We start from the raw sequence: 23,797 nt of genomic DNA, 5'->3' as shown, positions 1-23,797 counted from the left end.
GTATTTCTTTTGTCGACAAGAGGATTTTCAATGACCGATACCGATTCCAGCTCCCTGCCCGAACGAAAGCGCGGCTCCGGCGTCAAACTGGTCTATGACCTTTTGCGCGACGAGATCCTCGATCTGAAGCTCGCCCCGGGCAGCCCGATCGACGAGGTACAGCTTGCCGAGCGGTTCAAGATGTCGCGCACGCCGATCCGCGAGGCGCTGGTGCGGCTGGCCGGCGAGGGGCTGATCGAGACCTTGCCGAACCGCTCGACCATGGTCGCGAATATCGACTTCCTCAACCTCCACACCTTCTTCGACGCGCTGGTGCTGATGTACCGGGTGACGACGCGGCTTGCGGCGCAGTATCACCGCCCGGAAGACCTCGCCATCATCCGCGGCTTTCACGAGGACTACGCCCGCTCGCTCGCCGAGCGCGACACGCTGGGCATGATCGCCAACAACGCCGCCTTCCATGCGGCCATCGCCGAGGCCGGCCGCAACCCCTATTTCACCAGCCTGTTCCGCCGGCTGCTGGACGAGGGCCGGAGGATCCTGCGGCTTTATTACCAGTCCTACGATGAACAGTTCCCGCAGCTTTTCGTGGATGAGCATGCCGCCATCCTCGCCGCCATCGAGGCGCGCGACGTGGAGAAGGCCGACCAGCTCGGCAAGGCCCATGCCGAGCAGATCGTCGCGCAGGTACAGAAGCTCTTCAACCGCAACGACAGGCTCGACATCGCCTTGTGACCGCCGTGTATTTTTCTTGTCGACAAATAAAATACAAGCTGCTATAACCATCCTCGAGAGAGGGGGAGGCTTCGTGCAAGGTGCCGGCCGACCGCCCGACCGAACCGCCCAAAGGAGATCGACATGAAGGCCAAGATTTTTTCCGGTGTCATTCCCGCCCTGATGACCCCCTGCAAGGACGACCGCACGCCGGACTTCGACCAGCTCGTCCGCAAGGGCAAGGAGCTTATCGAGAAGGGCATGTCCGCCGTCGTCTATTGCGGCTCCATGGGTGACTGGCCGCTGCTCACGGACGAGCAGCGCATGGAAGGCGTCGAGCGCCTCGTGAAGGCCGGCATCCCGGTCATCGTCGGCACCGGCGCCGTCAACACCGCCTCGGCCGTCGCTCATGCCGCCCACGCCCAGAAGGTCGGCGCGCAGGGCCTCATGGTCATCCCGCGCGTTCTTTCCCGCGGCTCCGTCGTCGCTGCCCAGAAGAACCACTTCAAGGCGATCCTGTCGGCCGCCCCGGACCTGCCGGCCGTCATCTACAACAGCCCCTATTACGGCTTCGCCACCCGCGCCGACCTGTTCTTCGCCCTGCGCGAGGACCACAAGAACCTCGTCGGCTTCAAGGAATTCGGCGGCGCCGCCGACATGCGCTATGCGGCCGAGAACATCACCAGCCGCGACGATGACGTCTCGCTGATGATCGGCGTCGACACCTGCGTCTTCACCGGCTTCGTCGACTGCGGCGCCGTCGGCGCGATCACCGGCATCGGCTGCGTGCTGCCGAAGGAAGTGCTGCACATGTGCGCCCTCGCACAGGCCGCCGCCAAGGGCGATGCGGATGCCCGCGCCCGCGCGCTGGAACTGGAATCGGCGCTTGCCGTTCTTTCGTCCTTCGACGAAGGCCCGGACCTCGTCCTCTACTTCAAGCACATGATGGTTCTGAAGGGCGACAAGGAATACACGCTGCACTTCAACGAGACCGACGCCCTCTCCGAGAGCCAGCGCGGCTATGTCGAATCCCAGCTCAAGCTGTTCGACACCTGGTATGGCGAATGGAGCAAGCTGCCGGGCGCCGTGCAGAAGTACAAGGCCTGAGCTTCAAGCCTTCCCAAATGAGAGAAAGGCCCTCCGCAAGGAGGGCCTTTTTGATTCCTGACGCAGGTGCAGGAACCTCTCCTCCGTCATGCTCGGGCACAAGGCCGAGGATGACGACAGCGGTGGGGCACGGCATGCCGGAAAACTGAAAAGCCCTCCGCGAGGAGGGCCTCTTCTTTTGGTGGCAGGCGAAGGGAGGGCGCGATCAGGCGATCGCGCCCAGCCCCTTTTCCAGCAGGTGGTCGAGCTGTCCCACCTCGGCGGCCGTCAGCGTGACGCCTTCCGTTTCGGACTTCGTACGGGCGACGAAGCGGCGCTGGGAGGGCAGGCGTGCGCCCTGGCCGACGATGGCCTCGAAGAGGGTTTCGGCGCGGGCGAAGGGATCGCCGGGGCGGCCCTTGGCGAAGGCTTCCGGGGACATGGCGATGATGAGCTCGCCGTGGAAGGGGGCGAGCGTCGTCGTGCCGAGATAATCCAGCACTTCCGGGCTCGTGAGGTCGCCGATCATGATGCCGGCCAGAAGCTCGATCATCGTGCCGATGGCCGAACCCTTGTGGCCGCCGAAGGGCAGCATGGCGCCGGCAAGCGCGGCTTCCGGGTCCGTCGTCGGGTTGCCGTCGGCATCGATCGCCCAGCCCTCGGGAAGCTGCTTGCCGGCGCGGCGGTGCAACTCGATCTCGCCGCGGGCGGCGACGGAAGTGGCGAAGTCGAAGACATAGGGCGCTCCGTTCGGGCGCGGCCAGCCGAAGGCGAAGGGATTGGTGCCGAGCAGCGGCTTGTTGCCGCCCGTCGGCGCGACCGTCGCATAGCTCGGGCACATGACGAGGCCGGCAAGGCCTTCATTGGTCACGGCCTCGACTTCCGGCCAGAGGGCGGAGAAATGGGTGCAGTCGTTGATGACGAGCGCGGCGATGCCGAGTTTTCGCGCGCGTTCGGCAAGGGCGGGGACGCCGAGTTCGAAGGCGGGATTGGCAAAGCCGCCCTTGGCGTTGACCTTGACGATGGCCGAGCCCTCGTTGCTGTCGAGTTCCGGCACGGCGTCCGGCTTGACTTTGCCGGCCTTGACGGTGCGCAGCGCGCCCTCGATGCGGTAGATGCCGTGCGACTTGCAGGCGTCCCGCTCGCCGGCGACGATGACGCGGGCAAGCGCGCCGGCCTGCACGCCGTTCAGGCCAGCCTTCAGGAAGATGGCTTCGACCCGTTCCTGAAGCGCGGCAATCGACAGAGTGGTGGTTTGCGTCATCTTTCTCTCTTCAACGGCTGGTGCCAACCTTTGCAGGTTGGCGATTGAACATTTGCATACATAGAGTATACAAGATTTCGACAAGTGCAATTCGCCCCGCCGCTTCCTATATCGGGCGAGCATCATTCCGCAAGAAAGGTACGTCAAATGGCTTTCACCCCCAACGGTAAACACCTCGTCGCAGGCGAATGGCTGGACGGCAACGGCACCTTCACCTCCTCGCCGGCCCATGGTCCCGCCCACACCTTCGCCGTCGGCACGGTCGAGCTGGTGAACAAGGCGGCGGAAGCCGCGGAGGAAGCCTTCCTCAGCTACGGCTATTCCTCGCGCGCCGAACGGGCCGCGTTCCTGCGCGCCATCGCCGACGAGATCGAGGCCCGTGCGGACGCCATCACCGAGATCGGCACGCAGGAAAGCGGCTTGCCGGTCGCGCGCCTCCAGGGCGAGCGCGGCCGCACCACCGGCCAGCTCCGCCTCTTCGCCGACCATATCGAGAAGGGCGACTATCTCGACCGCCGCTTCGACGCCGCCCTGCCGGACCGTCAGCCGGCCCCGCGCCAGGAGATCCGCCTCGTCCAGCGGCCGATCGGCCCGGTCGCCGTCTTCGGCGCCTCCAACTTCCCGCTCGCCTTCTCCACGGCCGGCGGCGACACCGCCGCCGCGCTCGCTGCCGGTTGCCCGGTCGTCGTCAAGGGCCATTCGGCCCATCCGGGCACCGGCGAGATCGTCGCCGAGGCCGTGCTCGCCGCCATCAAGAAGACCGGCGTGCATCCGGGCGTCTTCTCGCTCATCCAGGGCGGTAACCGCCAGGTGGGCGAAGCCGTCGTGCAGCATCCGCTGATCAAGGCCGTCGGCTTCACCGGGTCGCTGGCCGGCGGCCGCGCCCTCTTCAACCTCTGCGCCGCCCGTCCCGAGCCGATCCCGTTCTTCGGCGAGCTCGGCTCGGTCAACCCGATGTTCTTGCTGCCGGAAGCCATGAAGGCCCGCGCCGAAGGCCTCGGCCAGGGCTGGGCAGGCTCGCTCACCATGGGCGCCGGCCAGTTCTGCACCAATCCGGGCATCGCCATCGTGGCCGACGGCCCGGATGCGGACCGCTTCACGGCCGCCGCCGTGGAAGCCCTCGGCAAGGTCGGCGCGCAGACCATGCTGACCGACGGCATCGCCAAGGCCTATCACGACGGCAAGGCGCGCTTTGAAAGCCGCAACACCGTCAAGCCGCTCTTCACCTCCGACTCCGCCGGCCGCGACGCGCTGCCGAACCTCTTCGAGATCTCCGGCGAGCAGTTCCTTGCCGACCATGCGCTCTCCGAAGAAGTCTTCGGCCCGCTCGGCCTCGTCGTGCGCGTTTCCTCGGTCGACGAGATGCAGCAGCTTGCCCGCAATTTCGAGGGCCAGCTCACGGCGACCATCCACATGGATGCCGGCGACCTCGACGATGCGAAGCGCCTGCGTCCGATCCTCGAGCGCAAGGCCGGCCGCGTTCTGATCAACGGCTTCCCGACGGGCGTGGAAGTGGTCGATTCCATGGTGCATGGCGGCCCCTATCCGGCCTCGACGAATTTCGGCGCGACGAGCGTCGGCACCATGTCGATCCGCCGTTTCCTGCGCCCGGTTTCCTACCAGAACATGCCGGAAGGCCTGCTGCCTGAGGATTTCCTCAACTGATTCAAGCCGCTGGCTTGCACCGGGCCGGGTTTTCCGCGAGGGAGACCCGGCCCATTTATTTTCTCCGATAGGGATATACTTTTTGTATATTTTTTGTATTTTATGAGACGGGTTTACGCTCTTGGCGCAGGACGGACCTCCGCCCGCGTGAACTGCCAGATCAATCCAGGGAGAGAGTAATGAAGAAGACCTCGGTCCTCGCCTTCGGCCTCGTTGCCGCCACCGCTCTGACCAGCCCGGCCAAGGCCGACAAGCTGGACGACATCATCTCGTCCGGCACGCTGCGTTGCGCCGTCGTCCTCGACTTCCCGCCGATGGGCGCCCGTGACGAGAACAACAACCCGATCGGCTTCGACGTCGATTACTGCAACGACCTTGCCAAGGCGCTCGGCGTTACGGCCGAGATCGTCGAAACGCCCTTCCCGGAACGTATCCCGGCTCTCATGTCCGGCCGCGTCGACGTCGGCGTCGCCTCGACCTCCGACACGCTGGAACGCGCCAAGACCGTCGGCATGACGATCCCCTACTTCGCCTTCCAGATGGCCGTCACGGCCAACGACAAGTCGGGCGTCAAGTCCTTCGAGGACATGAAGGGCAAGACGGTCGGCGCCACCGCCGGCACGTTCGAAGCCATCGCGCTCGAAAAGTCGGTGAAGGAATGGGGCGTCGGCGAGTTCCGCCCGTACCAGACCCAGGCTGACGTCTTCCTCGCCCTCAGCCAGGGCCAGATCGACGCGACGGTCTCCACGTCGACGGTCGCCCAGTCGAACGTCAAGAGCGGCAAGTTCGCCGGCATCTCCGTCGTCGGCAACGCACCCTACGACATCGATTATGTCGCGCTCTTCACCAACCGCGAAGAATACGGCCTGATCAACTACCTGAACCTCTTCATCAATCAGCAGGTTCGCACCGGCCGCTACAACGAACTCTACGAAAAGTGGGTTGGTGGCGAAGTCCCGGCCCTGTCCGTGAACGGCGTTTATCGCTAATCTGCCGCTTCCCCGGCGGCGCGGAACACACCGTTCCGCGCCGCCGATCGTTTCAAAGGGTGAGACGGCAATGTTCAGTTACTCCTTTCACTGGAACCAGGCGTTCAAGGCCCTGCCGCAGATGCTGGACGGCGCGCTGGTCACGCTGCAGGTCGCAATCCTGTCCATGGTCATCGGCCTTGCGGTGGCGCTCGCACTGACGCTCTTCCGCCTGTCGGGCAACCGCATCCTCAGCGGCTTCGCCACGGGCTGGGTCGAGATCGCGCGCAACACGCCGGCGCTCTTCCAGATCTACATGGCCCATTTCGGGCTCGGCAATTTCGGCATCCACCTCAGCCCCTATACGGCGCTCCTGGTCGGCATCGCCTTCAACAATGCCGGCTATCTCGCGGAGAACTTCCGCGGCGCGCTGAAGGCGATCCCGGAGACGCAGACGCGGGCCGGCCGATCGCTCGGCATGACCTCGCTGCAGGCCTTCCGCTACATCGTGCTGCCGCAGATGCTGCGCGTCGCCTTCCTGCCGGCCACCAACCAGATGGTCTGGGCGATCCTGATGACCTCGCTCGGCGTCACCGTCGGCATGAACACGGACCTCGCCGGCATCACGCAGGAACTGAACGCCCGTTCGTTCCGCACCTTCGAGTTCTTCGCGCTCGCGGCGGTGATCTACTACGTCATCGCCAAGATCGTGACGCTGGCGGCACGCCTCGCCGCCGCGCGCATGTTCCGCTACTGAGAGGGGTAAACCATGTTCGATACCGCTCTCTCCTGGGCCGATCTCGGCTTCCTCGCGCAAGGCGCCCTGATGACGCTTGCCGTTACCGCGGTCTCCGTCATCGCCGGAACCGTGCTCGGCGTCATCTTCGGCGTCATCCGCAACCAGGCCGGCCCCTACTGGTCGATGCCGCTCACCTTCCTGCTCGACATTTTCCGTTCCGTGCCGCTGCTCATCCAGCTCGTGCTCGGCAACGCGCTGCAGTCGATCATGAAGCTCGGCTGGGCGCCCTTCACCACCTCCTGCGTGGTGCTGTCGCTCTATACGGCAGCCTATTGCACCGAGATCGTGCGCGGCGGCATTTCCTCCGTTCCGCCAACCACGCGCCGCGCGGCCCGCTCGCTCGGCATGACCTGGTGGCAGGACATGCGCTACATCGTGGCCCCGCTCGCCACGCGCGTCTCGCTGCCCGCCTGGATCGGCCTGACGCTCGGCGTCATGAAGGATTCCGCCCTCGTGCTCTGGCTCGGCCTGATCGAGCTCCTGCGCGCTTCGCAGATCCTCGTCACGCGCCTGCAGGAACCGCTGTTCATCCTGCTGATCTGCGGCGCCATCTACTTCATCATCAGCTTCCCCATCGCCCGGCTGGGCGGGTATCTCGAAAGACGGTGGTCCAATGATTGAGATCGAAAACGTCCGCAAATCCTTCGGCCAGCTCGAAGTCCTGAAGGGGATCAACCTCACCGTCCAGAAGGGCGAGGTCCTGACCATCATCGGCGGTTCGGGCTCGGGCAAGTCGACGCTGCTCACCTGCATCAACGGTCTGGAGACCATCGACGCCGGCCGCATCGTCGTCGACGGCACGGATGTGCATGCCAAGGGCACCGACCTCAACAAGCTGCGCCGCAAGCTCGGCATCGTGTTCCAGCAGTTCAACGCCTTCCCGCACCTGACGGTGCTGGAGAACGTCATGCTGGCGCCGGTCAAGGTGCTTGGCCAGTCCAAGGCCGAAGCCGAGGCGATGGCCGTCAAGCAGCTCACCCATGTCGGCCTCGGCGACAAGCTCAAGGTCTACCCGAGCCGCATGTCCGGCGGCCAGCAGCAGCGCATGGCGATCGCCCGCGCGCTCGCCATGTCGCCGGCCTACATGCTGTTCGACGAAGTGACCTCGGCGCTCGACCCGCAGCTCGTCGGCGAAGTGCTCGACACGCTGCGCATGCTCGCCTCCGAGGGCATGACGATGATCTGCGTCACGCACGAAATGAAGTTCGCCCGCGAAGTCTCCGACCGCGTCGCCTTCTTCCACAAGGGCGTGATGGCCGAGATCGCTCCGCCGGAAGAACTCTTCGGCGCACCGAAGGACCCGGAACTGCAGGCGTTCCTCGCCGCTACCCACTGAGGCAAAAATGCAGACTGAAATCGAGCCCGGCGTCGTCGTCATCGGCGCCGGCGTGGTCGGCCTTTCCGCGGCCATCGCCTTGCAGGCCCGGGGCCTTGCCGTCACCGTCCTCGAACGCGAGGGCCCGGCGGCCGGCGCGTCCGCCGGAAACGCCGGCGCCTTCGCCTTCACCGACATCCTGCCGCTCGCGTCTCCGGGCATCCTGAAGAAGGCGCCGAAATGGTTGCTCGATCCGCTCGGGCCGCTCTCCGTGCCGCCGTCCTATGCGCTGCAGATCGCGCCGTGGATGTTCCGCTTCTGGCGTGCCTGCTCGGCAAGCCGCGTCGCCCATTCCATGACCGCGCAGACCGCGCTGATGGACCTTTCCAAGGCCGAGCTGGAGCCGTTCCTGGCCGAGACCGGCACGCTCTCCATGCTGCGCAAGGAAGGCAACCTGCAGGTCTATGAAAGCCAGGCCGAGCTCGACGCCTCGCTGCCCGGCTGGAAGGCGCGCGCCGAACACGGCATCGAATTCCGCCATATGGGCGCCGCCGAGATGGCGACGATCCAGCCCGGCCTTGCGCCGCGCTTCACCCATGGCACCTTCACGCCCGGCTGGTACTCCATCGCCGATCCCAAGCTCTACACGCTGGCGCTGGCCGATCATTTCCGCGCCAGGGGCGGCAGGATCGACCGCGCCGAGGTTTCCAGCCTGCACCCCATCGAGGGCGGCGTGGAAATTCGCACGACGGACGGCCGGACGGTGCGGGCACGCAAGGTCGTGCTCGCGGCCGGCGCCTTCTCGCATCAGGTCGCCCGTTCGCTGGGCGAGAACATCCCGCTCGAAACCGAGCGCGGCTACAACACGACGCTGCCGGCCGACGCCTTCGACCTGCGCACGCAGGTCACCTTCGGCGGCCATGGCTTCGTCGTTACCCGGCTTTCGACCGGCATCCGCGTTGGCGGCGCGGTGGAGCTTGGCGGACTGAAGCTACCGCCGAACTTCCGCCGGTCGGAAGCCATGCTGGAAAGGGCCCGCGCCTTCCTGCCGGGCCTGAAGCCCGAGGGCGGCGTGCAGTGGATGGGCTTCCGCCCCTCGCTGCCCGACAGCCTGCCGGCCATCGGCCGCGCCCGCGCGACGCCCGATGTCGTCTACGCCTTCGGCCACGGCCATCTCGGCCTCACCCAGTCGGCGGGCACCGCCCGCCTCGTCGCCGACCTCCTCACCGATGGCAAGACGGCGATCGACATCGCCTCCTTCTCGCCGCAACGTTTCTAGCCGAAGGACCCGTTCCATGGCCGACCTCTCCGCCCGCAGCATCCTTGCCGGAACAGCCTCCGGTCCGATCATCGCCGCCGGGGAGGCGCTGAGTTTCTGGGGCGGCGTGGATCCGGCGACGGGCCGGGTCATCGACGTGCACCATCCGCTGCATGGCGCCACCATCACCGGCGGCATCCTGATGATGCCGTCGAGCCGTGGTTCCTGCACGGGTTCCGGCGTGCTGCTCGACCTCGCGCTGACCGGCCGCGCGCCGGCGGCGCTGATCTTCAGCGAGGCCGAGGACGTGCTGACGCTCGGCGCGCTGATCGCCGCGGAAATGTTCGGCAAGGAACTGCCGGTGCTGCGCCTGTCGCATGACGCCTTCGATGCGCTCTGTCGCGCGAAGACGGCGAAGATCGGCGTGACGAGCATCGAGGCCGATGGCCTCACCATCCCCGTCGCCCCGCCGGCCACCGCCGCGCTCGACCTCACCGAAGACGACCGCGCCATGCTTGATGGCCGTGACGGCATCGCCGTGCAGCTTGCCCTGCGCATCACCGCCGCCATGGCCGCGCAGCAGGGCGCGACGAAGCTGGTCGACGTGGTGCAGGGCCATATCGACGGCTGCATCTATGCCAGCCCCGCCAATCTCACCTTCGCGGAGAAGATGGCCGACATGGGCGCGAAGGTGCGCGTGCCGACCACGATGAACGCCATTTCCGTCGACCGGGCGAACTGGGAAAAGCAGGGCGTGCCGCATGATTTCGGCGACCCGGCCGCCCGCCTTGCCGACGCCTATGTGCGCATGGGCTGCCGCCCGACCTTCACCTGTTCCCCCTACCTTCTCGACAGCGCGCCAAAAACCGGCGAGACCATCGCCTGGGCGGAATCCAATGCCGTGATCTTCGCCAATACCGTGCTCGGCGCACGCACGGCCAAGCACCCGGATTTCCTCGATCTCTGCATCGCGCTCACCGGCCGTGCGCCGCTGTCGGGCGTCTATCTGGAAGAGCATCGCAAGGCCAAGCGCGTGATCGACGTGACGCTGCCGGAGAATGTCGACGACGCCTTCTGGCCGCTCATCGGCTATCTCGCCGGCCGCGCCGCGCCCGACCGCATTCCGCTGCTCACCGGCCTTGCCGCCGCAAAGCCGACGCGTGACGACCTGAAGGCGCTCTGCGCCGCCTTCGGCACCACCTCCGCCGCGCCGATGCTGCATATCGAGGGCGTGACGCCCGAGGCGGACGGCGCTGCCGCCGCTGACGCTGACCGGGTCTCCATCACCCGCGCCGACATGGTCGAGGTCTGGCGGATGTTCAACGACGGACCGGCCGAGGTGGAGCTCGTCGCCATCGGCAGCCCGCATGCCTCGGCCTCCGAATGCCGCGCGCTGGCCGATGCGCTTGGCGAGCGCAAGCGGCACGAGAGCGTTGCGGTGATCGTCACGGCGGGCCGCGATGTCATGGCGGAAGCGGGCGACGTGCTGGCGCGGCTGAGGGCAAGCGGCGTGCAGGTCCTGCCGGATCTGTGCTGGTGCTCGATCTCCGAGCCGGTCTTCCCGACGAAGACGCGCACGCTCATCACCAATTCCGGCAAGTATGCCCATTACGGCCCGGGCCTTTCCGGCCGCACCGTGCGCTTCGGCAACCTTGCCGATTGCATCGAGGCGGCGCTGACCGGCCGCGTGCCGCCGCGCCTGCCTGCCTGGCTTTCCTGATCAGTCCCGACCGAAGACGTCGCGCGTATAGACCTTGTCCGCGACATCATCGAGCTCTTCGGCGTGCCGGTTGGCGATGATGACGTCGGCGCGGCGCTTGAAGTCCCCGAGATCGCGCACGATCTCGGAGCGGAAGAACGTATCCTCCGCGAAATCCGGCTCGTAGATGATGACGGGGATGCCCTTCGCCTTGATGCGCTTCATGATGCCCTGGATGGAGGATTCACGGAAATTGTCCGAATCCTTCTTCATGGTGAGGCGATAGACCCCGACGACCTCGGGATCGCGCCCGACGATGTCGGCGGCGAGGAAGTCCTTGCGCGTCGTGTTGGCGTCGACGATGGCGCGGATCAGGTTCTGCGGCACGTCGCTGAAATTGGAGAGAAGTTGGCGGGTATCCTTCGGCAGGCAATAGCCGCCATAGCCGAAGGAAGGGTTGTTGTAGTGCTGGCCGATGCGCGGATCGAGCCCGACGCCCTCGATGACCTGCCGCGTGTCGATGCCATGGGTCATGGCATAGCTGTCGAGCTCGTTGAAATAGGCGACGCGCATGGCGAGATAGGTATTGGCGAAGAGCTTGATCGCCTCCGCCTCGCCCGAGCCGGTGAAGAGCACCGGCACGTCTTCCTTCACCGCGCCCTGCTGGAGCAGCCCGGCGAACTGGCGCGCCTCCGGCGTGTCCGCCCCCATGACGATGCGCGATGGATGCAGGTTGTCGTAGAGCGCCTTGCCCTCGCGCAGGAATTCCGGCGAGAAGACGATCCGCTCGTCCTTGCGCGCCTCGCGCAGCCAGGCGGTATAGCCGACGGGAATGGTGGACTTGATGACGATGGTGGCGTTCGGATTGACCTGCCGCACGTCCTCGATCACCGCCTCCACGCTGCTCGTGTCGAAGTAGTTATATTCGGGATCGTAATTGGTGGGCGTCGCCACGATGACGAAGTCGGCCTCGGCAAAGGCCTCCGCCTTGTCCGTCGTCGCCCTGAGATGCAGGGGCTTCGAACGCAGGTAATCCTCGATCTCCGCATCGGCGATGGGCGACACGCCGGCATTCAGCGCCTCGACGCGCTGCTCGGTGATGTCATAGGCGGTGACGCCGTTGTGCTGGGCGAGCAGCACCGCATTGGAAAGGCCAACATAACCGATGCCGGCAACCGCGATATTGACCATGGCGACCCCGTCGACGCGTTGATCATGTCCGCAGGAGGCCTCGAATCGAGGTTTGCGGACCCGTGTCGCGGGATATAGCGGGCGATGATTACAGCCAGATGGCGGGATGGGATGGCGGCGCCGAAGGATCGGCGCCACCGGAAACCGGATCAGTCCAGCTCTGCCAGCATGTCGTCATAGAGCTTGCATGCGCCTTCCAGATCCGTGACGGCCTGGCCCTGCGCGGCGGACATCTTCTGTGCAACCTCGGTCGCCTTCTGGGGATCCTTCGCAGCAAGGTCCTGCATCTTCTGAGAAACCTCAGTCGCCTTTGCCGTGGCTTCCTCTGCCGTGCAGGCGAAGGAAGGGGTTGCCGCCATGGCGATGGCGAATGCAAGAAGGTGAGCTTTTTTCATGTCATTCCTCTTTGGCTTGAGCCGCTGGCGCGGCGCAGGTTCCTGCCCCGGATCGAGATCGGACATGACCCGGAGAGGCGCCACCTCGTATGGACGCCCATAGCCACGACGTCCCAGCGGAGCCGTTTAATCGGCAAAAATCCGCATGCGGCTCTGTGGAGAGAGCGTAGGGTACCAAAGAGAGGGAAAAGATGGCGGACAGAGAGGGATTCGAACCCTCGATAGAGTTTCCCCTATACACGCGTTCCAGGCGTGCGCCTTCAACCACTCGGCCACCTGTCCGTCCGCTCGCTGCCGGTGGTCAGTCCGGCGCGGGTCGCTTTCCTGTTTCCATTCCGGCGAGACGGCGCGATATATACCGAGGTTTCACGCAGGATCAACCGCTTTCTGACAGATTCTTGAAGGTTATTCGTTCCGCCGTGAAGGATTGCGCAAACCGGGCCGTCTTCCTATCTATAGGCAGGAATGAAGCGGAGCGGATTCCGGCTCCGGCAGGCGGCACCGGGAGGGTGCGATGATACGGTTCGTGCTCAGAGCCCTCAGTCTCGTTGCCCTCATCATCGCCGTCATGGCGGGCACGATCGACGCGATCCAGTCCGTCTCGGCTTCCGAACCGGTGCTGACACCGCTTGCCGTCGCCTGGAGCACGGCGAGCCCCGATACGATCGCCCTCGTCGCCGACGGCATCATGCGCAAGTTCCCCTATGCCTGGGACCCGGCCGCCCTGTGGGTGCTCTCGCAGCCCGCCTTCGCGGTGCTCCTGGTTCTTTCGCTGTTCTTCTGGGTGATCGCCTACAAGCGGCCGCCCGTCGCGGGCCGCTTCACGGCCTGAAACCACATCCCTGCAGGAGACCCCGATGTTCCTGATCGACATGTTCAACAAGAAGACCGTCATGCCCGCGCCCGAGGCGGCGCTTCCCGGGCGCGACGCGCCCATCCCGACATCCGCCACGCATTTCGTCAATGGGCGCGCGCTGAAGGGGCCCTATCCGGCGGGCTTCAAGACCGTGCTGCTCGGCATGGGCTGCTTCTGGGGCGCCGAGCGGCTGCTCTGGCAGATCCCCGGCGTGTGGGTGACGGCGGCCGGCTATTCCGGCGGCTTCACGCCCAACCCGACCTATCACGAGACGACCACCGGCCTGACGGGCCATACGGAAGTGGTGTTCGTCGTCTACGACCCCGCCGAGGTCTCGCTGGAAACCCTGCTGAAGGCCTTCTTCGAGGCGCACGACCCGACCCAGGGCATGCGCCAGGGCAACGATATCGGCACGACGTACCGCTCGGCGATCTATCTCGAGGACGAGGCGGACCTTGCGACGGCGCGGCAGGCGCGCGACGTCTACCAGGCGGCGCTGACGGCGGCGGGGCGGACGGACCGCATCACCACGGAGATCGGGAAGGCCGGGCCGTTCTATTTCGCCGAGGATGTGCACCAGCAATATCTCGCCAAGAATCCGGGCGGTTATTGCGGCTTGCGCGGCACGGGGGTTTCCTGCGCCATCGGCTGAACATGGCCGGCTTTTTCAACAGGTTCGGGCCGCCGCGAACGAGGTTTTCCACCTCCGATCGCAGCGGCCCCGCATTTTTTACCAACTGAAAAATTTCTGGTGAATTTTTCCGAGAGGCGTGCAAGGATGCCGCCAGCCTGACCCAAGGGAACGGGTCGGTGGCTCCGTCGCGCGCCTGTCATGCGCTGCGCGGAAGGTCCCTATAAGATCAATAGCGAACAGGGCTGAACAATGAAAAAGACCCTTCTCACCCTTCTTGCCACGGCCGCCATGTCGGCCAGCGCGCTCGCCGCGGACATCAAGCCGGCGATCATCTATGACCTCGGCGGCAAGTTCGACAAGTCGTTCAACGAAGCGGCCTATAACGGCGCGGAAAAGTTCAAGGCCGAGACGGGCATCGAATACCGCGACTTCGAGATCGCCAACGACGCGCAGCGCGAGCAGGCCCTGCGCCGCTTCGCCAGCGACGGCAACAATCCGATCGTCATGGCCGGCTTCTCCTGGGCCGCGCAGCTCGAGAAGGTCGCGGCGGAATATCCCGACACCAAGTTCGCCATCATCGACATGGTGCTCGACAAGCCGAATGTCCGCTCGGTCGTCTTCAAGGAAGAAGAGGGCGGCTGGCTCGCCGGCATCCTCGCCGGCATGGCGTCCAAGACCAAGACCGTCAGCTTCGTCGGCGGCATGGACATTCCGCTGATTCACAAGTTCGCCTGCGGCTATATCGGCGGCGCGAAGTCCCTCGGCCCGGACTATAACGTCCTCGAAGCCTATACGGGCACGACGCCGGACGCCTGGAACGACCCGGTCAAGGGCGGCGAGATCGCCAAGTCGCAGTTCGACCAGGGTTCGGACGTGGTCTACCACGCTGCCGGCGGCACGGGCGTCGGCGTCCTGCAGGCCGCGGCGGATGCCGGCAAGCTCGGCATCGGCGTCGATTCCAACCAGAACGGCCTGCATCCCGGCAAGGTCCTGACCTCGATGGTCAAGCGCGTCGACGTCGCCGTCTACGATGCCTTCATGTCGGCCAAGGAAGACAAATTCCAGCCCGGCATCAACGTGCTCGGCCTCAAGGAAAACGGCGTCGACGTCGCCATGGACGAGAACAACGCCCCGCTCATCACTCCGGAAATGAAGGCCGCCATCGACAAGGCGCGCGCCGATATCATTGCCGGCACGGTGAAGGTACACGACTACATGTCGGACGAGACCTGCCCCTACTAAGGCCTGTCGAACGGCCCGCTTGCGGCGACGCAGGCGGGCCGACTCCGTTCTGCCTGCTCAATAATGCGGCGGGCGGGTAATGGCCGGGGCATCGAGAGACCCCTCTTCCAATGCGAGGAAACGTTCCGTGAGCCGGTCGAGCTTCGAGCGCACCTGCTCGACGACGCGCCATTGCTCGGCGAGCTGGTCGGAAAGCTCCTCGATCGTCTGCGCCTGATGGGCGACATGCTCCTCCAGGCGGGCGATGCGCTCGGCCTGGCTGTCTAGGGAAGAATGGGACATGGTCGGGGCTCTCCTCGTCGGTCGGGGCCGGTCGAACGAGCTATAGCGGCCCTGGACGGCACCCGCAATCGGACTGGACAAGCGCTGCGGAAGCAACAAGACTAAGACCGATCGGCCCACGGCCGCCGGCCCCGAATCCCCGTAAGAGTGGATCGTCATGAACGAACTGGCAATCGAACTGAAGGGCATCGACAAGAGCTTCGGCCTCGTCCACGCCAACCGGAACATCAACCTGAAGGTCCGCAAAGGCACCATTCACGGCATCATCGGCGAAAACGGCGCCGGCAAATCCACCCTCATGTCGATCCTCTACGGCTTCTACCAGGCCGATCACGGCGACATCGTGATCAACGGGCAGAAGGCCGATATCCGCGACCCCAACGCCGCCATCGCGGCCGGCATCGGCATGGTGCACCAGCACTTCATGCTGGTCGAGAACTTCACCGTGCTGGAGAACATCATGCTCGGCGCGGAGGAGAGCCAGATCCTCAATGCCGGCATCACCAAGGCACGCGCCGAGCTGAAGCGGCTGGAGAAGGAATATGCGCTGGAGGTCGATCCCGACGCCGTGATCGAGGAACTGCCGGTCGGCATCCAGCAGCGCGTGGAAATCCTCAAGGCCCTCTACCGCAAGGCCGACATCCTCATCCTCGACGAGCCGACGGGCGTGCTCACGCCGGCCGAGGCCGACCATCTCTTCCGCATCCTCCAGCAATTGAAGGAGCAGGGAAAGACGGTCCTCCTCATCACCCACAAGCTGCGCGAGATCATGGCGATTACCGACGAGGTCTCCGTCATGCGCCGCGGCGAGATGGTGGCGACGCGCACGACGAAGGAAACCTCCGTCGAGGAACTGGCCGAGCTGATGGTCGGCCGCCGCGTCCTCCTGCGCGTCGAGAAGGGCGAGGCCAGGCCCGCCGACGTCAAGCTCTCGGTGAAGAACCTCACCGTGCGCGACAGCCGCGGCGTCACCATGGTCGACGACGTCTCCTTCGATATCCGCGCCGGCGAGATCGTCGGCATCGCCGGCGTTGCCGGCAACGGCCAGTCGGAGCTGCTGGAGGCGATCTCCGGCATCCGCCGCGCCCGGGCCGGCACCGTGCTGCTCAATGGCAGCCCCATCGACGTGACAGGCAATGCCGATCCGGCGGAACTGCGCAAGCGGGGCCTCGCCCATGTGCCGGAAGACCGCCACCATGTCGGCCTCGTCCTGAAGTTCGACGAGAGCGAGAACGCCATCCTCGGCTATCACGACGATCCGAAATACCGGAAGGGCCTGCTGCTCGACATCGACGCAATCCGCGCCGAGGCGGAGGAGAAGATCGCCGCCTACGATATCCGCCCGCCGAACCCGCGGCTGAAGACCGCCAATTTTTCCGGCGGCAACCAGCAGAAGATCGTGCTGGCGCGCGAGATGGAGCGTGGGCCCGACGTGCTGATCATCGGCCAGCCGACGCGCGGCGTCGATGTCGGCGCCATCGAATTCATCCACAGGCGCATCATCGAGATGCGCGACCAGGGCAAGGCCGTGCTGCTCGTCTCCGTCGAGCTCGACGAGATCCGCGCGCTGTCCGACCGTATCCTGGTGATGTTCGCCGGCCGCGTCGTCGGCGAGCGCGCTCCCGATGCCTCTGAAGGAGAACTCGGCCTGTTGATGGCCGGCGTGGAAGGCTCGAAGGAGGCCGCCGAATGAGTGTTCCCTATGCGAAGCTGCCGGCCTGGGCGGAATATGGCCTGATCCCGCTGGTCAACCTCGCCGTCGCCTTCCTGATTTCCGGCCTCGTCGTGCTGATCGTCGGCGAGAGCCCGCTGCAGGCCGCCTACCACATGGTCAACGGCGCCTTCGGCCGGGGCGAATATATCGGCTTCACGCTCTATTATACGACGACCTTCATCTTCACCGGCCTTGCCGTGGCGGTCGCCTTCCATTGCGGCCTCTTCAATATCGGCGGCGAGGGGCAGGCCTATATCGGCGGCATCGGCGTGACGCTGGCCTGCCTTGCCTTCGACCATACGCTGCCCTGGTATCTGCTCTTCCCCATCGCCATTGCCGGCGCCGCCTTCTTCGGCGCGCTCTGGGCGCTGATTCCCGGCTGGCTGCAGGCCAAGCGCGGCAGCCATATCGTCATCACGACGATCATGTTCAACTTCATCGCCGCGAGCCTGATGAACTACCTGCTCAACAAGGTGTTCAAGCCGCTCGGCTCCATGTCGCTCGAAACCCGCACCTTCGAAGCGGGCGGGCAGCTTCCCAAGCTCGACTGGCTGATGAATATCTTCGGACTTTCCGTCGGCACCGCGCCGTTCAACATCTCCTTCCTGCTGGCGCTTGTCGCCGCCTTCGGCGTCTGGGTGCTGATCTGGCGCACGAAGCTCGGCTACGAGATGCGCACCATGGGCCACAGCCCCGCCGCCGCGCGCTATGCCGGCATCAAGGAATCGCGGATCATCATCATCACCATGATGATCTCCGGCGGCCTAGCCGGCATGATGGCGCTGAACCCGATCATGGGCGAGCAGTTCCGCATGCAGCTCGATTTCGTGCAGGGCGCCGGCTTCGTCGGCATTGCCGTGGCGCTGATGGGCCGCTCGCATCCGGCGGGCATCATTCCCGCCGCCCTCCTCTTCGGCATGCTCTACCAGGGCGGGGCGGAGATCTCCTTCGAGATGCCCTCCATCTCGCGCGACATGATCGTCATCATCCAGGGCCTCGTGATCCTCTTCGCCGGCGCGCTCGAGCACATGTTCCGTCCGGCCATCACGCGGATCATCCTCGGCCTCTCGCCGAAGACGCGCGACGTCGCCGCCACCAAGGGAGCCTGATCGCCATGGATTTCTTTCAGGTCATCATCGAGCTGGCACAATCGACCGTCCGCCTTTCGACGCCGCTGATCCTCGCGGCGCTTGCCGGCCTCTTCACCGAGCGGGCCGGCGTCTTCGACATCGGTCTCGAAGGCAAGATGCTGGGCGCCGCCTTCGCCGCGGGCACCGTCTCCTATCTCACCCAATCGGTGGTAATGGGGCTTTCGGCCGCCATCCTCATCTCCGTGCTGCTCTCGCTGGTGCACGGCTATGCCTCGATCACCCAGCGCGGCAGCCAGATCGTCTCGGGCGTCGCCATCAACTTCGTCGTCGCCGGCGCCACCGTCATCCTCGGCCAGGCCTGGTTCGGCCAGGGCGGGCGCACCCCGGCGCTTTCCGACAGCGGCCGCTTCGGTACGATCAGGCTGCCCTTCGCGGATGCCGTCCGCGACGTGCCGATCCTCGGCCCGATCTATTCGGGCCTGCTTTCCGGCCATTCGCCGCTCACCTGGCTCGCCTTCCTGATGGTGCCGGTGAGCTGGTGGATCCTCTATCGCACGCGCTTCGGCCTTCGCCTGCGCGCCGTCGGCGAGAATCCGGGCGCGGTCGACACGGCCGGCATCTCGGTGCTCTGGCTGCGCTACCGCGCCGTCATCTGCTGCGGCATCCTGTGCGGCATTGCCGGCGCCTACCTGTCGCTGGCCGCCAATGCCGGCTTCACCAAGGGCATGACGGCGGGCAAGGGCTATATCGCGCTCGCCGCCCTCATTTTTGCCAAGTGGCGGCCGAAGAACATCCTCTTCGCCTGCCTGCTCTTCGGCTTCCTCGACGCCTTCGCCATCCGCTACCAGGGCTATGCCTTCCCGCTGATCGGCAAGGTGCCGGTACAGCTCATGCAGGCGCTGCCCTATATCCTGACGGTGATCCTGCTCGCAGGCTTCATCGGCAAGGCCATTCCGCCCAAGGCCGGCGGCGTGCCCTACGTCAAGGAGCGATGAAATGTCCCACGACCTCTTCGAGGCGGCGCGCGCGGCCATGCGCCTCGCCTATGCGCCCTATTCCAAGTTCCCGGTCGGCGCGGCGATCCGCGCCGAGGACGGCAAGATCTATGCCGGCGCCAATATCGAGAACATCTCCTTCCCGCAGGGCTGGTGCGCCGAGCCGACCGCGATCAGCCAGATGATCATGGCCGGCAACAGGAAGATCGTCGAGATGGCGGTGATCGCGGAAAAGCTGCCGCTCTGCCCGCCCTGTGGCGGCTGCCGGCAGAAGATCGCGGAATTCGCCGCGGCGAAGACGCCGATCTATCTGTGCGACGAGACCGGCGTGAAGAAGACCATGACCATGGAGGAATTGCTGCCGCACGGCTTTGCGACGGACACGATCGGATGAGCGCGTCAACCACCGACCTCCTGATCTCCCGCCTCGGCGGCGTCGCGCCGCGCTACGGCATCGTGCTCGGCTCGGGCCTCGGCGCGCTGGTGGAGGCCGTGCGCGATCCGTTGCGCATTCCTTATTCGGACCTGCCGAGCTTTCCGCAGAGCAGCGTCTCGGGCCATGCCGGCGAAATGGTCATCGGCTTTCTAGGCGCCGTGCCGGTCGTCATGCTGTCCGGCCGCGTACATTATTACGAGCGGGGCGACGCCAATGCCATGCGCACGCCCATCGAGGTGCTGAAGGGGCTCGGCGTCACCTCGCTGATCCTCACCAATTCGGCAGGCTCGCTGCGCGAGGACATGCCGCCCGGCTCGGTGATGCGCATTGCCGACCACATCAATTTCTCCGGCACCAACCCGCTGATCGGCCTCGAAAGCGACGACCGCTTCGTCGGCATGACGAACGCCTATGACGCCGGCCTCGCCGCGCGCATGGACGCGGCGGCGGCGAAGCTCGACATCCCGCTTTCGAGCGGCGTCTATATGTGGTTCTCGGGCCCGAGCTTCGAGACTCCGGCGGAGATCCGCATGGCGCGCGTCCTCGGCGCGGATGCCGTCGGCATGTCGACCGTGCCGGAAGTGCTGATCGCCCGGCATATCGGCCTCAGGGTCGCGGCCGCCTCGGTCATCACCAATTTCGGCGCCGGCATGACGGGCGCCGAGCTCAGCCATCACGAAACGAAGGACATGGCCCCGATCGGCGGAAAGCGGCTTGCCGCCATCCTCGCCGGGATGATCGCGGGCGGAGACGAAGACCATGCATGAGGATACGGCGAAGGCAGCCCTTTCGCTGCTCGACCTGACCGACCTGACCGACACCTGCGACGAAGCCGCCATCGAGACGCTGTGCGACAAAGCGCAGACACCGTTCGGCACGGTTGCCGCGATCTGCATCTGGCCGCGCTTCGTGGCCAAGGCGCGCGGCATCCTCGGCGCCGGCCATGCGGTGAAGATCGCGACCGTCGTCAACTTCCCCTCCGGCGATCTGCCGGTCGCCACCGTCGTCGCCGAGACGCGGCAGGCGATCGCCGACGGCGCGGACGAGATCGACCTCGTCATTCCCTATCGCGACTTCATCACCGGCGACGAAGAGGCCGTGACGGAAATGGTGGCGGCCGTAAGAGCCGCCTGCCCGCCGCCCGTTCTTCTCAAGACCATTCTGGAAACCGGCGAGCTCAAGGACCCGGCGCTGATCCGCGAGGCCTCGGACCTTGCCATCGCCGCCGGCAGCGACTTCATCAAGACCTCCACCGGCAAGGCCGCCGTGAATGCAACGTTGCCGGCCGCCGGGATCATGCTGAATGCCATCAAGTCGAGCGGCAAGCCGGTCGGCTTCAAGCCGGCGGGCGGCGTGCGCACGGTGGCGGATGCGGGCGAGTATCTCGCGCTTGCCGCCGCGATCCTCGGGGAAGGCTGGGCGACGCCGAAAACCTTCCGCTTCGGCGCCTCCGGCCTCCTCGACGACATTCTCGCCGTGCTCGGCGGCCGGCCTGCGCCGGCGGCGCCTGCGAGCTACTGAGATGCTGCCGCAGGAGACGATCCGCCGCAAACGCAACGGCGAGCCGCTCTCCCGCGCGGAGATCGCCGGCTTCGTCGCCGGCATCACGGATGGCAGCGTCTCCGAGGGGCAGGTCGCGGCCTTCGCCATGGCGGTCTGGTTCAAGGGCATGGCGCGCGAGGAGACCGTGTCGCTGACGCTCGCCATGCGCGATTCGGGCGACGTGCTCGACTGGTCCGGCATCGACCGGCCGATTGCCGACAAGCACTCCACCGGCGGCGTCGGCGACAATGTCTCGCTGATGCTGGCGCCCATCGCGGCGGCCTGCGGCCTTGCGGTGCCGATGATCTCCGGCCGCGGCCTCGGTCACACCGGCGGCACGCTCGACAAGCTGGAATCGATTCCCGGCTATGCGATCATGCCAACCGCCGACCTCTTCCGCCGCACGGTGAAGGACGTCGGTTGCGCGATCATCGGCCAGACGGCGGCGCTCGCGCCGGCCGACAAGCGCATCTATGCCATCCGCGACGTGACGGCGACGGTCGATTCCGTGCCGCTCATCACCGCCTCCATCCTCTCCAAGAAGCTCGCGGCGGGCCTCCAGTCGCTGGTTCTCGACGTCAAGGTCGGCAACGGTGCCTTCATGACGGATGCGGCGGAGGCCGAGACGCTCGCCCGCTCGCTAGTCGAGGTGGCGAACGGCGCCGGCGTCAGGACCGCCGCGCTCATCACCGACATGAACCAGCCCCTGGCGGACGCCGCCGGCAATGCGGTGGAGATCGCCAATTGCATCGCCTTCCTCAAGGGCGAGAAGGCCGGGACAAGGCTGGAGCGCGTCGTCCTCGCCTTCGCCGCGGAAATGCTGGTGCTCTCGGGACTGGAGACGGACCTTGCCACCGCAGAGGTGAAGGCGGCCGGAGCGCTCGCAAGCGGCGCGGCGGCGGAAACCTTCGGCCGCATGGTGCATGCGCTGGGCGGGCCCGCGGATATTCTGGAAAGGCCGGACGCCCATCTGGCGTCGGCCCCGGTCATCCGCCCTGTCATCGCCGCGCAAGCCGGCTATCTTTCCGCCTGCGATACGCGCGGCATCGGCCTTGCCGTCATCGAACTCGGCGGCGGGCGTAGCCGGCCGGACGACATGATCGACCACCGCGTCGGCTTCGACCGGCTGCGCCCGCTCGGAGTGAAGGTGGAAAAGGGCGAGGAGATCGCCCGCGTGCATGCGGCGAGCGAGGCCGATGCGGCCCGGGCCGCCGAGCGGCTTGCCGGGCTCTACCGGATCACGCCGGACGCCCCGGCGGTACTGCCCGAAATACGCACGCGCATCAGCGCGTGAGGTGCAGCCGGCCGTCCTCGACCTTGTAGGAGGCGAGGCCCTTCAGGAAGCTCATGCCGATCAGCGTGCCGGAGAGCGCCCTGTCGTCCAGCACCATCGCGCCGACATTCTCGATCCTCACCGGGCCGATCTCGATCCGGTCGAGGCGGACATAGGCGGCGCGCGCCTTGCCGTTGGCGGTTTCCACGGCATAGCGGAAATCGAGATTCGCCTTGTCGATGCCGATACGCTGGGCCGTCGAGACATTGAGGGCGACCATGCTGGCGCCCGTATCGACCATGCCCTCTTCCTTGCGGCCGTTGATGGAGAACAGGCCGGTGAAATGGCCATTCGCATCGGCGCCGATCACCGCGCTGCGGTTGCCGGTATAGCGCGCCGCATCGGCCGCCGGCACGGATGCCTTCTCGACCTTCGCCGGCGAAGCGGTCGCGCTCTGGTCCAGATAGCGGGTCGCAAGACCGGGCACGAAGGTGGCGGCGGCGATGGCCGAACCGACGAGAAATACGAGGCTGCGAACGAACATGGGACGGTCTCCGGAAGGATCTGTCCCGAAATAGCACGCCACCGGCTAACGGGCGGCAAAAGGCGCGCCAAAGCGCGCCCCTCTCCACGATCTTTCGCCGGCTTGGTAAACGACTGGTTAATCAGCCACGCTGCTCGCGCAGGAAGGTCATCAGCGATTTTCCGGCATCGAGGATGTGGTCCCGCGTCAGGCGCGAGGCGAGATCGGCATCGCCCTTCCCGCAGGCGGCGAGGATCGCCTCATGCTCGCGGCCGGCACGCGGCACGCCGTTGGTGAAGGTGAGCTGGGCGCGCAGGTAGCGGTCGATCCGGTCGAGCGAGGAGCGCACGTTCTGCAGATAATAGGGGCGCTGCGAGGCCTCATAGAGCGTGTAGTGGAAAAGCCGGTTGATCTCGCCCCAGCGGTGCGGGTCCGTCTCCCGGTCGAACTCGCTGCAATATTGCGCCGCCTTCTCCAGCGTTTCCCGGTCGAGATTGGGCACGGCGAGGCGCATGACCTCGGCCTCGATCAGCGCGCGGAACTCGAAGATCTCGGCGATCTCCTCGATGGAAAGGCCGGCGACGACGGCGCCCTTGTAGCGCTGGGTGGTGATGAGGCCGTGCTGCTCCAGCCGGGACAGCGCCTCGCGCACGGGAATGCGGCTGGTGTTGAACATCCGCGCAAGTTCTTCCTGGCGCAGGCTCTCGCCCTCGACAATCTCCCCCTCGATGATCGCCCTGCGCAGGGCCTCGTAGACGATGTCGGCGGCCGAAGCGGCCTGCCGGACATCGACGGCAGAAAATTTCATCACATCCTACCCCGATGAATTGAGGTTACGGTCATAGGTCGAAACCG

Annotated in this window: 25 protein-coding genes and 1 tRNA gene; 19 read left to right on the top strand and 7 right to left on the bottom strand. The window is 65.9% G+C overall.

All coding sequences use genetic code 11. The features are described from left to right. The first annotated feature begins 30 nt into the window (after positions 1-30). Positions 31-735: a GntR family transcriptional regulator gene (locus ACZ48C_RS00130; RefSeq protein ID WP_119257332.1), complete on the top strand. Its 705-nt coding sequence runs from the start codon at positions 31-33 to the stop codon at positions 733-735. A 123-nt stretch (positions 736-858) separates the two neighbouring features. Beyond that, positions 859-1,821: a dihydrodipicolinate synthase family protein gene (locus ACZ48C_RS00125; RefSeq protein WP_119257331.1), complete on the top strand. Its 963-nt coding sequence runs from the start codon at positions 859-861 to the stop codon at positions 1,819-1,821. Between the two features lie 205 nt (positions 1,822-2,026). Here ACZ48C_RS00125 and ACZ48C_RS00120 read toward each other — a convergent pair whose 3' ends face one another. Next, positions 2,027-3,064, bottom strand: coding sequence for an Ldh family oxidoreductase (locus tag ACZ48C_RS00120; RefSeq protein ID WP_464781814.1), 1,038 nt, complete (start codon positions 3,062-3,064; stop codon positions 2,027-2,029). Between the two features lie 147 nt (positions 3,065-3,211). Between ACZ48C_RS00120 and ACZ48C_RS00115 the strand changes: the two genes are divergently transcribed. The 7 genes from ACZ48C_RS00115 (at position 3,212) to lhpI (ending at position 10,789) form a co-directional block, all read left to right on the top strand. Next, positions 3,212-4,729, top strand: coding sequence for an aldehyde dehydrogenase (NADP(+)) (locus tag ACZ48C_RS00115; protein ID WP_454630472.1), 1,518 nt, complete (start codon positions 3,212-3,214; stop codon positions 4,727-4,729). Between the two features lie 179 nt (positions 4,730-4,908). Then, the gene (locus tag ACZ48C_RS00110) at positions 4,909-5,718 is read left to right on the top strand and encodes an ABC transporter substrate-binding protein (protein ID WP_119257327.1); all 810 of its coding nucleotides are present in this window, start codon (positions 4,909-4,911) and stop codon (positions 5,716-5,718) included. A gap of 70 nt (positions 5,719-5,788) precedes the next feature. Further along, positions 5,789-6,454: an amino acid ABC transporter permease gene (locus ACZ48C_RS00105; RefSeq protein WP_454630468.1), complete on the top strand. Its 666-nt coding sequence runs from the start codon at positions 5,789-5,791 to the stop codon at positions 6,452-6,454. A gap of 12 nt (positions 6,455-6,466) precedes the next feature. Beyond that, positions 6,467-7,117, top strand: coding sequence for an amino acid ABC transporter permease (locus ACZ48C_RS00100; protein WP_464781813.1), 651 nt, complete (start codon positions 6,467-6,469; stop codon positions 7,115-7,117). Next, positions 7,110-7,832, top strand: a complete 723-nt coding sequence (locus ACZ48C_RS00095) for an amino acid ABC transporter ATP-binding protein (protein WP_119257324.1) — start codon at positions 7,110-7,112, stop codon at positions 7,830-7,832. Before ACZ48C_RS00100 ends, ACZ48C_RS00095 begins: the two co-directional genes overlap by 8 nt. A gap of 7 nt (positions 7,833-7,839) precedes the next feature. After that, entirely contained in the window at positions 7,840-9,090 is a 1,251-nt protein-coding gene (locus ACZ48C_RS00090) for an NAD(P)/FAD-dependent oxidoreductase (protein ID WP_464781812.1), read from the top strand. A gap of 16 nt (positions 9,091-9,106) precedes the next feature. Continuing rightward, positions 9,107-10,789 carry a cis-3-hydroxy-L-proline dehydratase gene (gene lhpI / locus ACZ48C_RS00085; protein ID WP_464781811.1) on the top strand — a complete coding sequence of 561 codons (1,683 nt, stop codon included), beginning with the start codon at positions 9,107-9,109 and terminating at the stop codon, positions 10,787-10,789. On the opposite strand, the gene ACZ48C_RS00080 is transcribed toward lhpI, so the two are convergent. The 3 genes from ACZ48C_RS00080 to ACZ48C_RS00070 form a co-directional block, all read right to left on the bottom strand. Next, the gene (locus ACZ48C_RS00080) at positions 10,790-11,959 is read right to left on the bottom strand and encodes a nucleotide sugar dehydrogenase (protein WP_464781810.1); all 1,170 of its coding nucleotides are present in this window, start codon (positions 11,957-11,959) and stop codon (positions 10,790-10,792) included. 149 nt (positions 11,960-12,108) lie between these two features. Next, positions 12,109-12,420 carry a hypothetical protein gene (locus ACZ48C_RS00075; protein ID WP_464781809.1) on the bottom strand — a complete coding sequence of 104 codons (312 nt, stop codon included), beginning with the start codon at positions 12,418-12,420 and terminating at the stop codon, positions 12,109-12,111. Positions 12,421-12,546: 126 nt separating this feature from the next. Next, positions 12,547-12,636: transfer RNA gene (locus tag ACZ48C_RS00070), tRNA-Ser, on the bottom strand. A 235-nt stretch (positions 12,637-12,871) separates the two neighbouring features. On the opposite strand from ACZ48C_RS00070, the gene ACZ48C_RS00065 reads away from it, so the two are divergent. From ACZ48C_RS00065 to ACZ48C_RS00055, 3 genes are all read left to right on the top strand, one after another. Then, positions 12,872-13,186, top strand: a complete 315-nt coding sequence (locus ACZ48C_RS00065) for a hypothetical protein (RefSeq protein WP_464782822.1) — start codon at positions 12,872-12,874, stop codon at positions 13,184-13,186. Positions 13,187-13,211: 25 nt separating this feature from the next. Next, on the top strand, positions 13,212-13,862 hold the full coding sequence (msrA, locus tag ACZ48C_RS00060) for a peptide-methionine (S)-S-oxide reductase MsrA (RefSeq protein WP_464781808.1): 651 nt from the start codon (positions 13,212-13,214) through the stop codon (positions 13,860-13,862). Positions 13,863-14,093: 231 nt separating this feature from the next. Further along, positions 14,094-15,086, top strand: coding sequence for a BMP family lipoprotein (locus ACZ48C_RS00055; protein WP_119257319.1), 993 nt, complete (start codon positions 14,094-14,096; stop codon positions 15,084-15,086). A 57-nt stretch (positions 15,087-15,143) separates the two neighbouring features. Here ACZ48C_RS00055 and ACZ48C_RS00050 read toward each other — a convergent pair whose 3' ends face one another. Beyond that, a complete protein-coding gene (locus ACZ48C_RS00050) occupies positions 15,144-15,368 on the bottom strand; it encodes a SlyX family protein (protein ID WP_318910572.1) in 225 nt (74 codons plus the stop codon). Positions 15,369-15,525: 157 nt separating this feature from the next. Here ACZ48C_RS00050 and ACZ48C_RS00045 point away from each other — a divergent pair, with 157 nt between their 5' ends. From ACZ48C_RS00045 to deoA, 7 genes are read left to right on the top strand one after another with little or no spacing between them, the layout of a single operon-like run. Continuing rightward, a complete protein-coding gene (locus ACZ48C_RS00045; protein WP_464781807.1) occupies positions 15,526-17,061 on the top strand; it encodes an ABC transporter ATP-binding protein in 1,536 nt (511 codons plus the stop codon). Further along, a complete protein-coding gene (locus tag ACZ48C_RS00040) occupies positions 17,058-18,191 on the top strand; it encodes an ABC transporter permease (protein ID WP_119257316.1) in 1,134 nt (377 codons plus the stop codon). Before ACZ48C_RS00045 ends, ACZ48C_RS00040 begins: the two co-directional genes overlap by 4 nt. 5 nt (positions 18,192-18,196) lie before the next feature. Beyond that, positions 18,197-19,168 carry an ABC transporter permease gene (locus ACZ48C_RS00035; RefSeq protein ID WP_415215768.1) on the top strand — a complete coding sequence of 324 codons (972 nt, stop codon included), beginning with the start codon at positions 18,197-18,199 and terminating at the stop codon, positions 19,166-19,168. A gap of 1 nt (position 19,169) precedes the next feature. Further along, the gene (locus ACZ48C_RS00030) at positions 19,170-19,562 is read left to right on the top strand and encodes a cytidine deaminase (RefSeq protein ID WP_119257314.1); all 393 of its coding nucleotides are present in this window, start codon (positions 19,170-19,172) and stop codon (positions 19,560-19,562) included. Beyond that, entirely contained in the window at positions 19,559-20,371 is an 813-nt protein-coding gene (locus ACZ48C_RS00025) for a purine-nucleoside phosphorylase (protein WP_464781806.1), read from the top strand. Before ACZ48C_RS00030 ends, ACZ48C_RS00025 begins: the two co-directional genes overlap by 4 nt. Further along, complete coding sequence (gene deoC / locus ACZ48C_RS00020; protein WP_464781805.1) at positions 20,364-21,125, top strand: deoxyribose-phosphate aldolase; 762 nt, start codon at positions 20,364-20,366, stop codon at positions 21,123-21,125. Before ACZ48C_RS00025 ends, deoC begins: the two co-directional genes overlap by 8 nt. 1 nt (position 21,126) lies before the next feature. Continuing rightward, positions 21,127-22,440 (top strand): thymidine phosphorylase, encoded by a 1,314-nt coding sequence (deoA, locus tag ACZ48C_RS00015; protein ID WP_464781804.1) that lies wholly within the window; start codon positions 21,127-21,129, stop codon positions 22,438-22,440. Here deoA and ACZ48C_RS00010 read toward each other — a convergent pair. Together ACZ48C_RS00010 and ACZ48C_RS00005 are read right to left on the bottom strand one after the other, a co-directional pair. Beyond that, the gene (locus tag ACZ48C_RS00010; protein WP_464781803.1) at positions 22,430-22,963 is read right to left on the bottom strand and encodes a TIGR02281 family clan AA aspartic protease; all 534 of its coding nucleotides are present in this window, start codon (positions 22,961-22,963) and stop codon (positions 22,430-22,432) included. The two genes, deoA and ACZ48C_RS00010, sit on opposite strands and share 11 nt — an antisense overlap. Before the next feature lie 121 nt (positions 22,964-23,084). Next, positions 23,085-23,750, bottom strand: coding sequence for a GntR family transcriptional regulator (locus ACZ48C_RS00005; RefSeq protein ID WP_119257309.1), 666 nt, complete (start codon positions 23,748-23,750; stop codon positions 23,085-23,087). Positions 23,751-23,797 lie beyond the last annotated feature (47 nt).

The organism is Shinella sp. 1A1 (genome assembly GCF_055379515.1).
The sequence above is the reverse complement of the archived record's forward strand: the minus strand, read 5'-3'. Positions and strand labels throughout refer to the sequence as shown.

Excerpts from the sequence above, each read along its gene's own strand:
- ACZ48C_RS00130 (WP_119257332.1), top strand. The coding sequence starts at position 31 with ATGACCGATACCGATTCCAGCTCCCTGCCCGAACGAAAGCGCGGCTCC.
- ACZ48C_RS00125 (WP_119257331.1), top strand. The coding sequence starts at position 859 with ATGAAGGCCAAGATTTTTTCCGGTGTCATTCCCGCCCTGATGACCCCC.
- ACZ48C_RS00120 (WP_464781814.1), bottom strand. The coding sequence starts at position 3,064 with ATGACGCAAACCACCACTCTGTCGATTGCCGCGCTTCAGGAACGGGTC.
- ACZ48C_RS00115 (WP_454630472.1), top strand. The coding sequence starts at position 3,212 with ATGGCTTTCACCCCCAACGGTAAACACCTCGTCGCAGGCGAATGGCTG.
- ACZ48C_RS00110 (WP_119257327.1), top strand. The coding sequence starts at position 4,909 with ATGAAGAAGACCTCGGTCCTCGCCTTCGGCCTCGTTGCCGCCACCGCT.
- ACZ48C_RS00105 (WP_454630468.1), top strand. The coding sequence starts at position 5,789 with ATGTTCAGTTACTCCTTTCACTGGAACCAGGCGTTCAAGGCCCTGCCG.
- ACZ48C_RS00100 (WP_464781813.1), top strand. The coding sequence starts at position 6,467 with ATGTTCGATACCGCTCTCTCCTGGGCCGATCTCGGCTTCCTCGCGCAA.
- ACZ48C_RS00095 (WP_119257324.1), top strand. The coding sequence starts at position 7,110 with ATGATTGAGATCGAAAACGTCCGCAAATCCTTCGGCCAGCTCGAAGTC.
- ACZ48C_RS00090 (WP_464781812.1), top strand. The coding sequence starts at position 7,840 with ATGCAGACTGAAATCGAGCCCGGCGTCGTCGTCATCGGCGCCGGCGTG.
- lhpI (WP_464781811.1), top strand. The coding sequence starts at position 9,107 with ATGGCCGACCTCTCCGCCCGCAGCATCCTTGCCGGAACAGCCTCCGGT.
- ACZ48C_RS00080 (WP_464781810.1), bottom strand. The coding sequence starts at position 11,959 with ATGGTCAATATCGCGGTTGCCGGCATCGGTTATGTTGGCCTTTCCAAT.
- ACZ48C_RS00075 (WP_464781809.1), bottom strand. The coding sequence starts at position 12,420 with ATGTCCGATCTCGATCCGGGGCAGGAACCTGCGCCGCGCCAGCGGCTC.
- msrA (WP_464781808.1), top strand. The coding sequence starts at position 13,212 with ATGTTCCTGATCGACATGTTCAACAAGAAGACCGTCATGCCCGCGCCC.
- ACZ48C_RS00055 (WP_119257319.1), top strand. The coding sequence starts at position 14,094 with ATGAAAAAGACCCTTCTCACCCTTCTTGCCACGGCCGCCATGTCGGCC.
- ACZ48C_RS00050 (WP_318910572.1), bottom strand. The coding sequence starts at position 15,368 with ATGTCCCATTCTTCCCTAGACAGCCAGGCCGAGCGCATCGCCCGCCTG.
- ACZ48C_RS00045 (WP_464781807.1), top strand. The coding sequence starts at position 15,526 with ATGAACGAACTGGCAATCGAACTGAAGGGCATCGACAAGAGCTTCGGC.
- ACZ48C_RS00040 (WP_119257316.1), top strand. The coding sequence starts at position 17,058 with ATGAGTGTTCCCTATGCGAAGCTGCCGGCCTGGGCGGAATATGGCCTG.
- ACZ48C_RS00035 (WP_415215768.1), top strand. The coding sequence starts at position 18,197 with ATGGATTTCTTTCAGGTCATCATCGAGCTGGCACAATCGACCGTCCGC.
- ACZ48C_RS00030 (WP_119257314.1), top strand. The coding sequence starts at position 19,170 with ATGTCCCACGACCTCTTCGAGGCGGCGCGCGCGGCCATGCGCCTCGCC.
- ACZ48C_RS00025 (WP_464781806.1), top strand. The coding sequence starts at position 19,559 with ATGAGCGCGTCAACCACCGACCTCCTGATCTCCCGCCTCGGCGGCGTC.
- deoC (WP_464781805.1), top strand. The coding sequence starts at position 20,364 with ATGCATGAGGATACGGCGAAGGCAGCCCTTTCGCTGCTCGACCTGACC.
- deoA (WP_464781804.1), top strand. The coding sequence starts at position 21,127 with ATGCTGCCGCAGGAGACGATCCGCCGCAAACGCAACGGCGAGCCGCTC.
- ACZ48C_RS00010 (WP_464781803.1), bottom strand. The coding sequence starts at position 22,963 with ATGTTCGTTCGCAGCCTCGTATTTCTCGTCGGTTCGGCCATCGCCGCC.
- ACZ48C_RS00005 (WP_119257309.1), bottom strand. The coding sequence starts at position 23,750 with ATGAAATTTTCTGCCGTCGATGTCCGGCAGGCCGCTTCGGCCGCCGAC.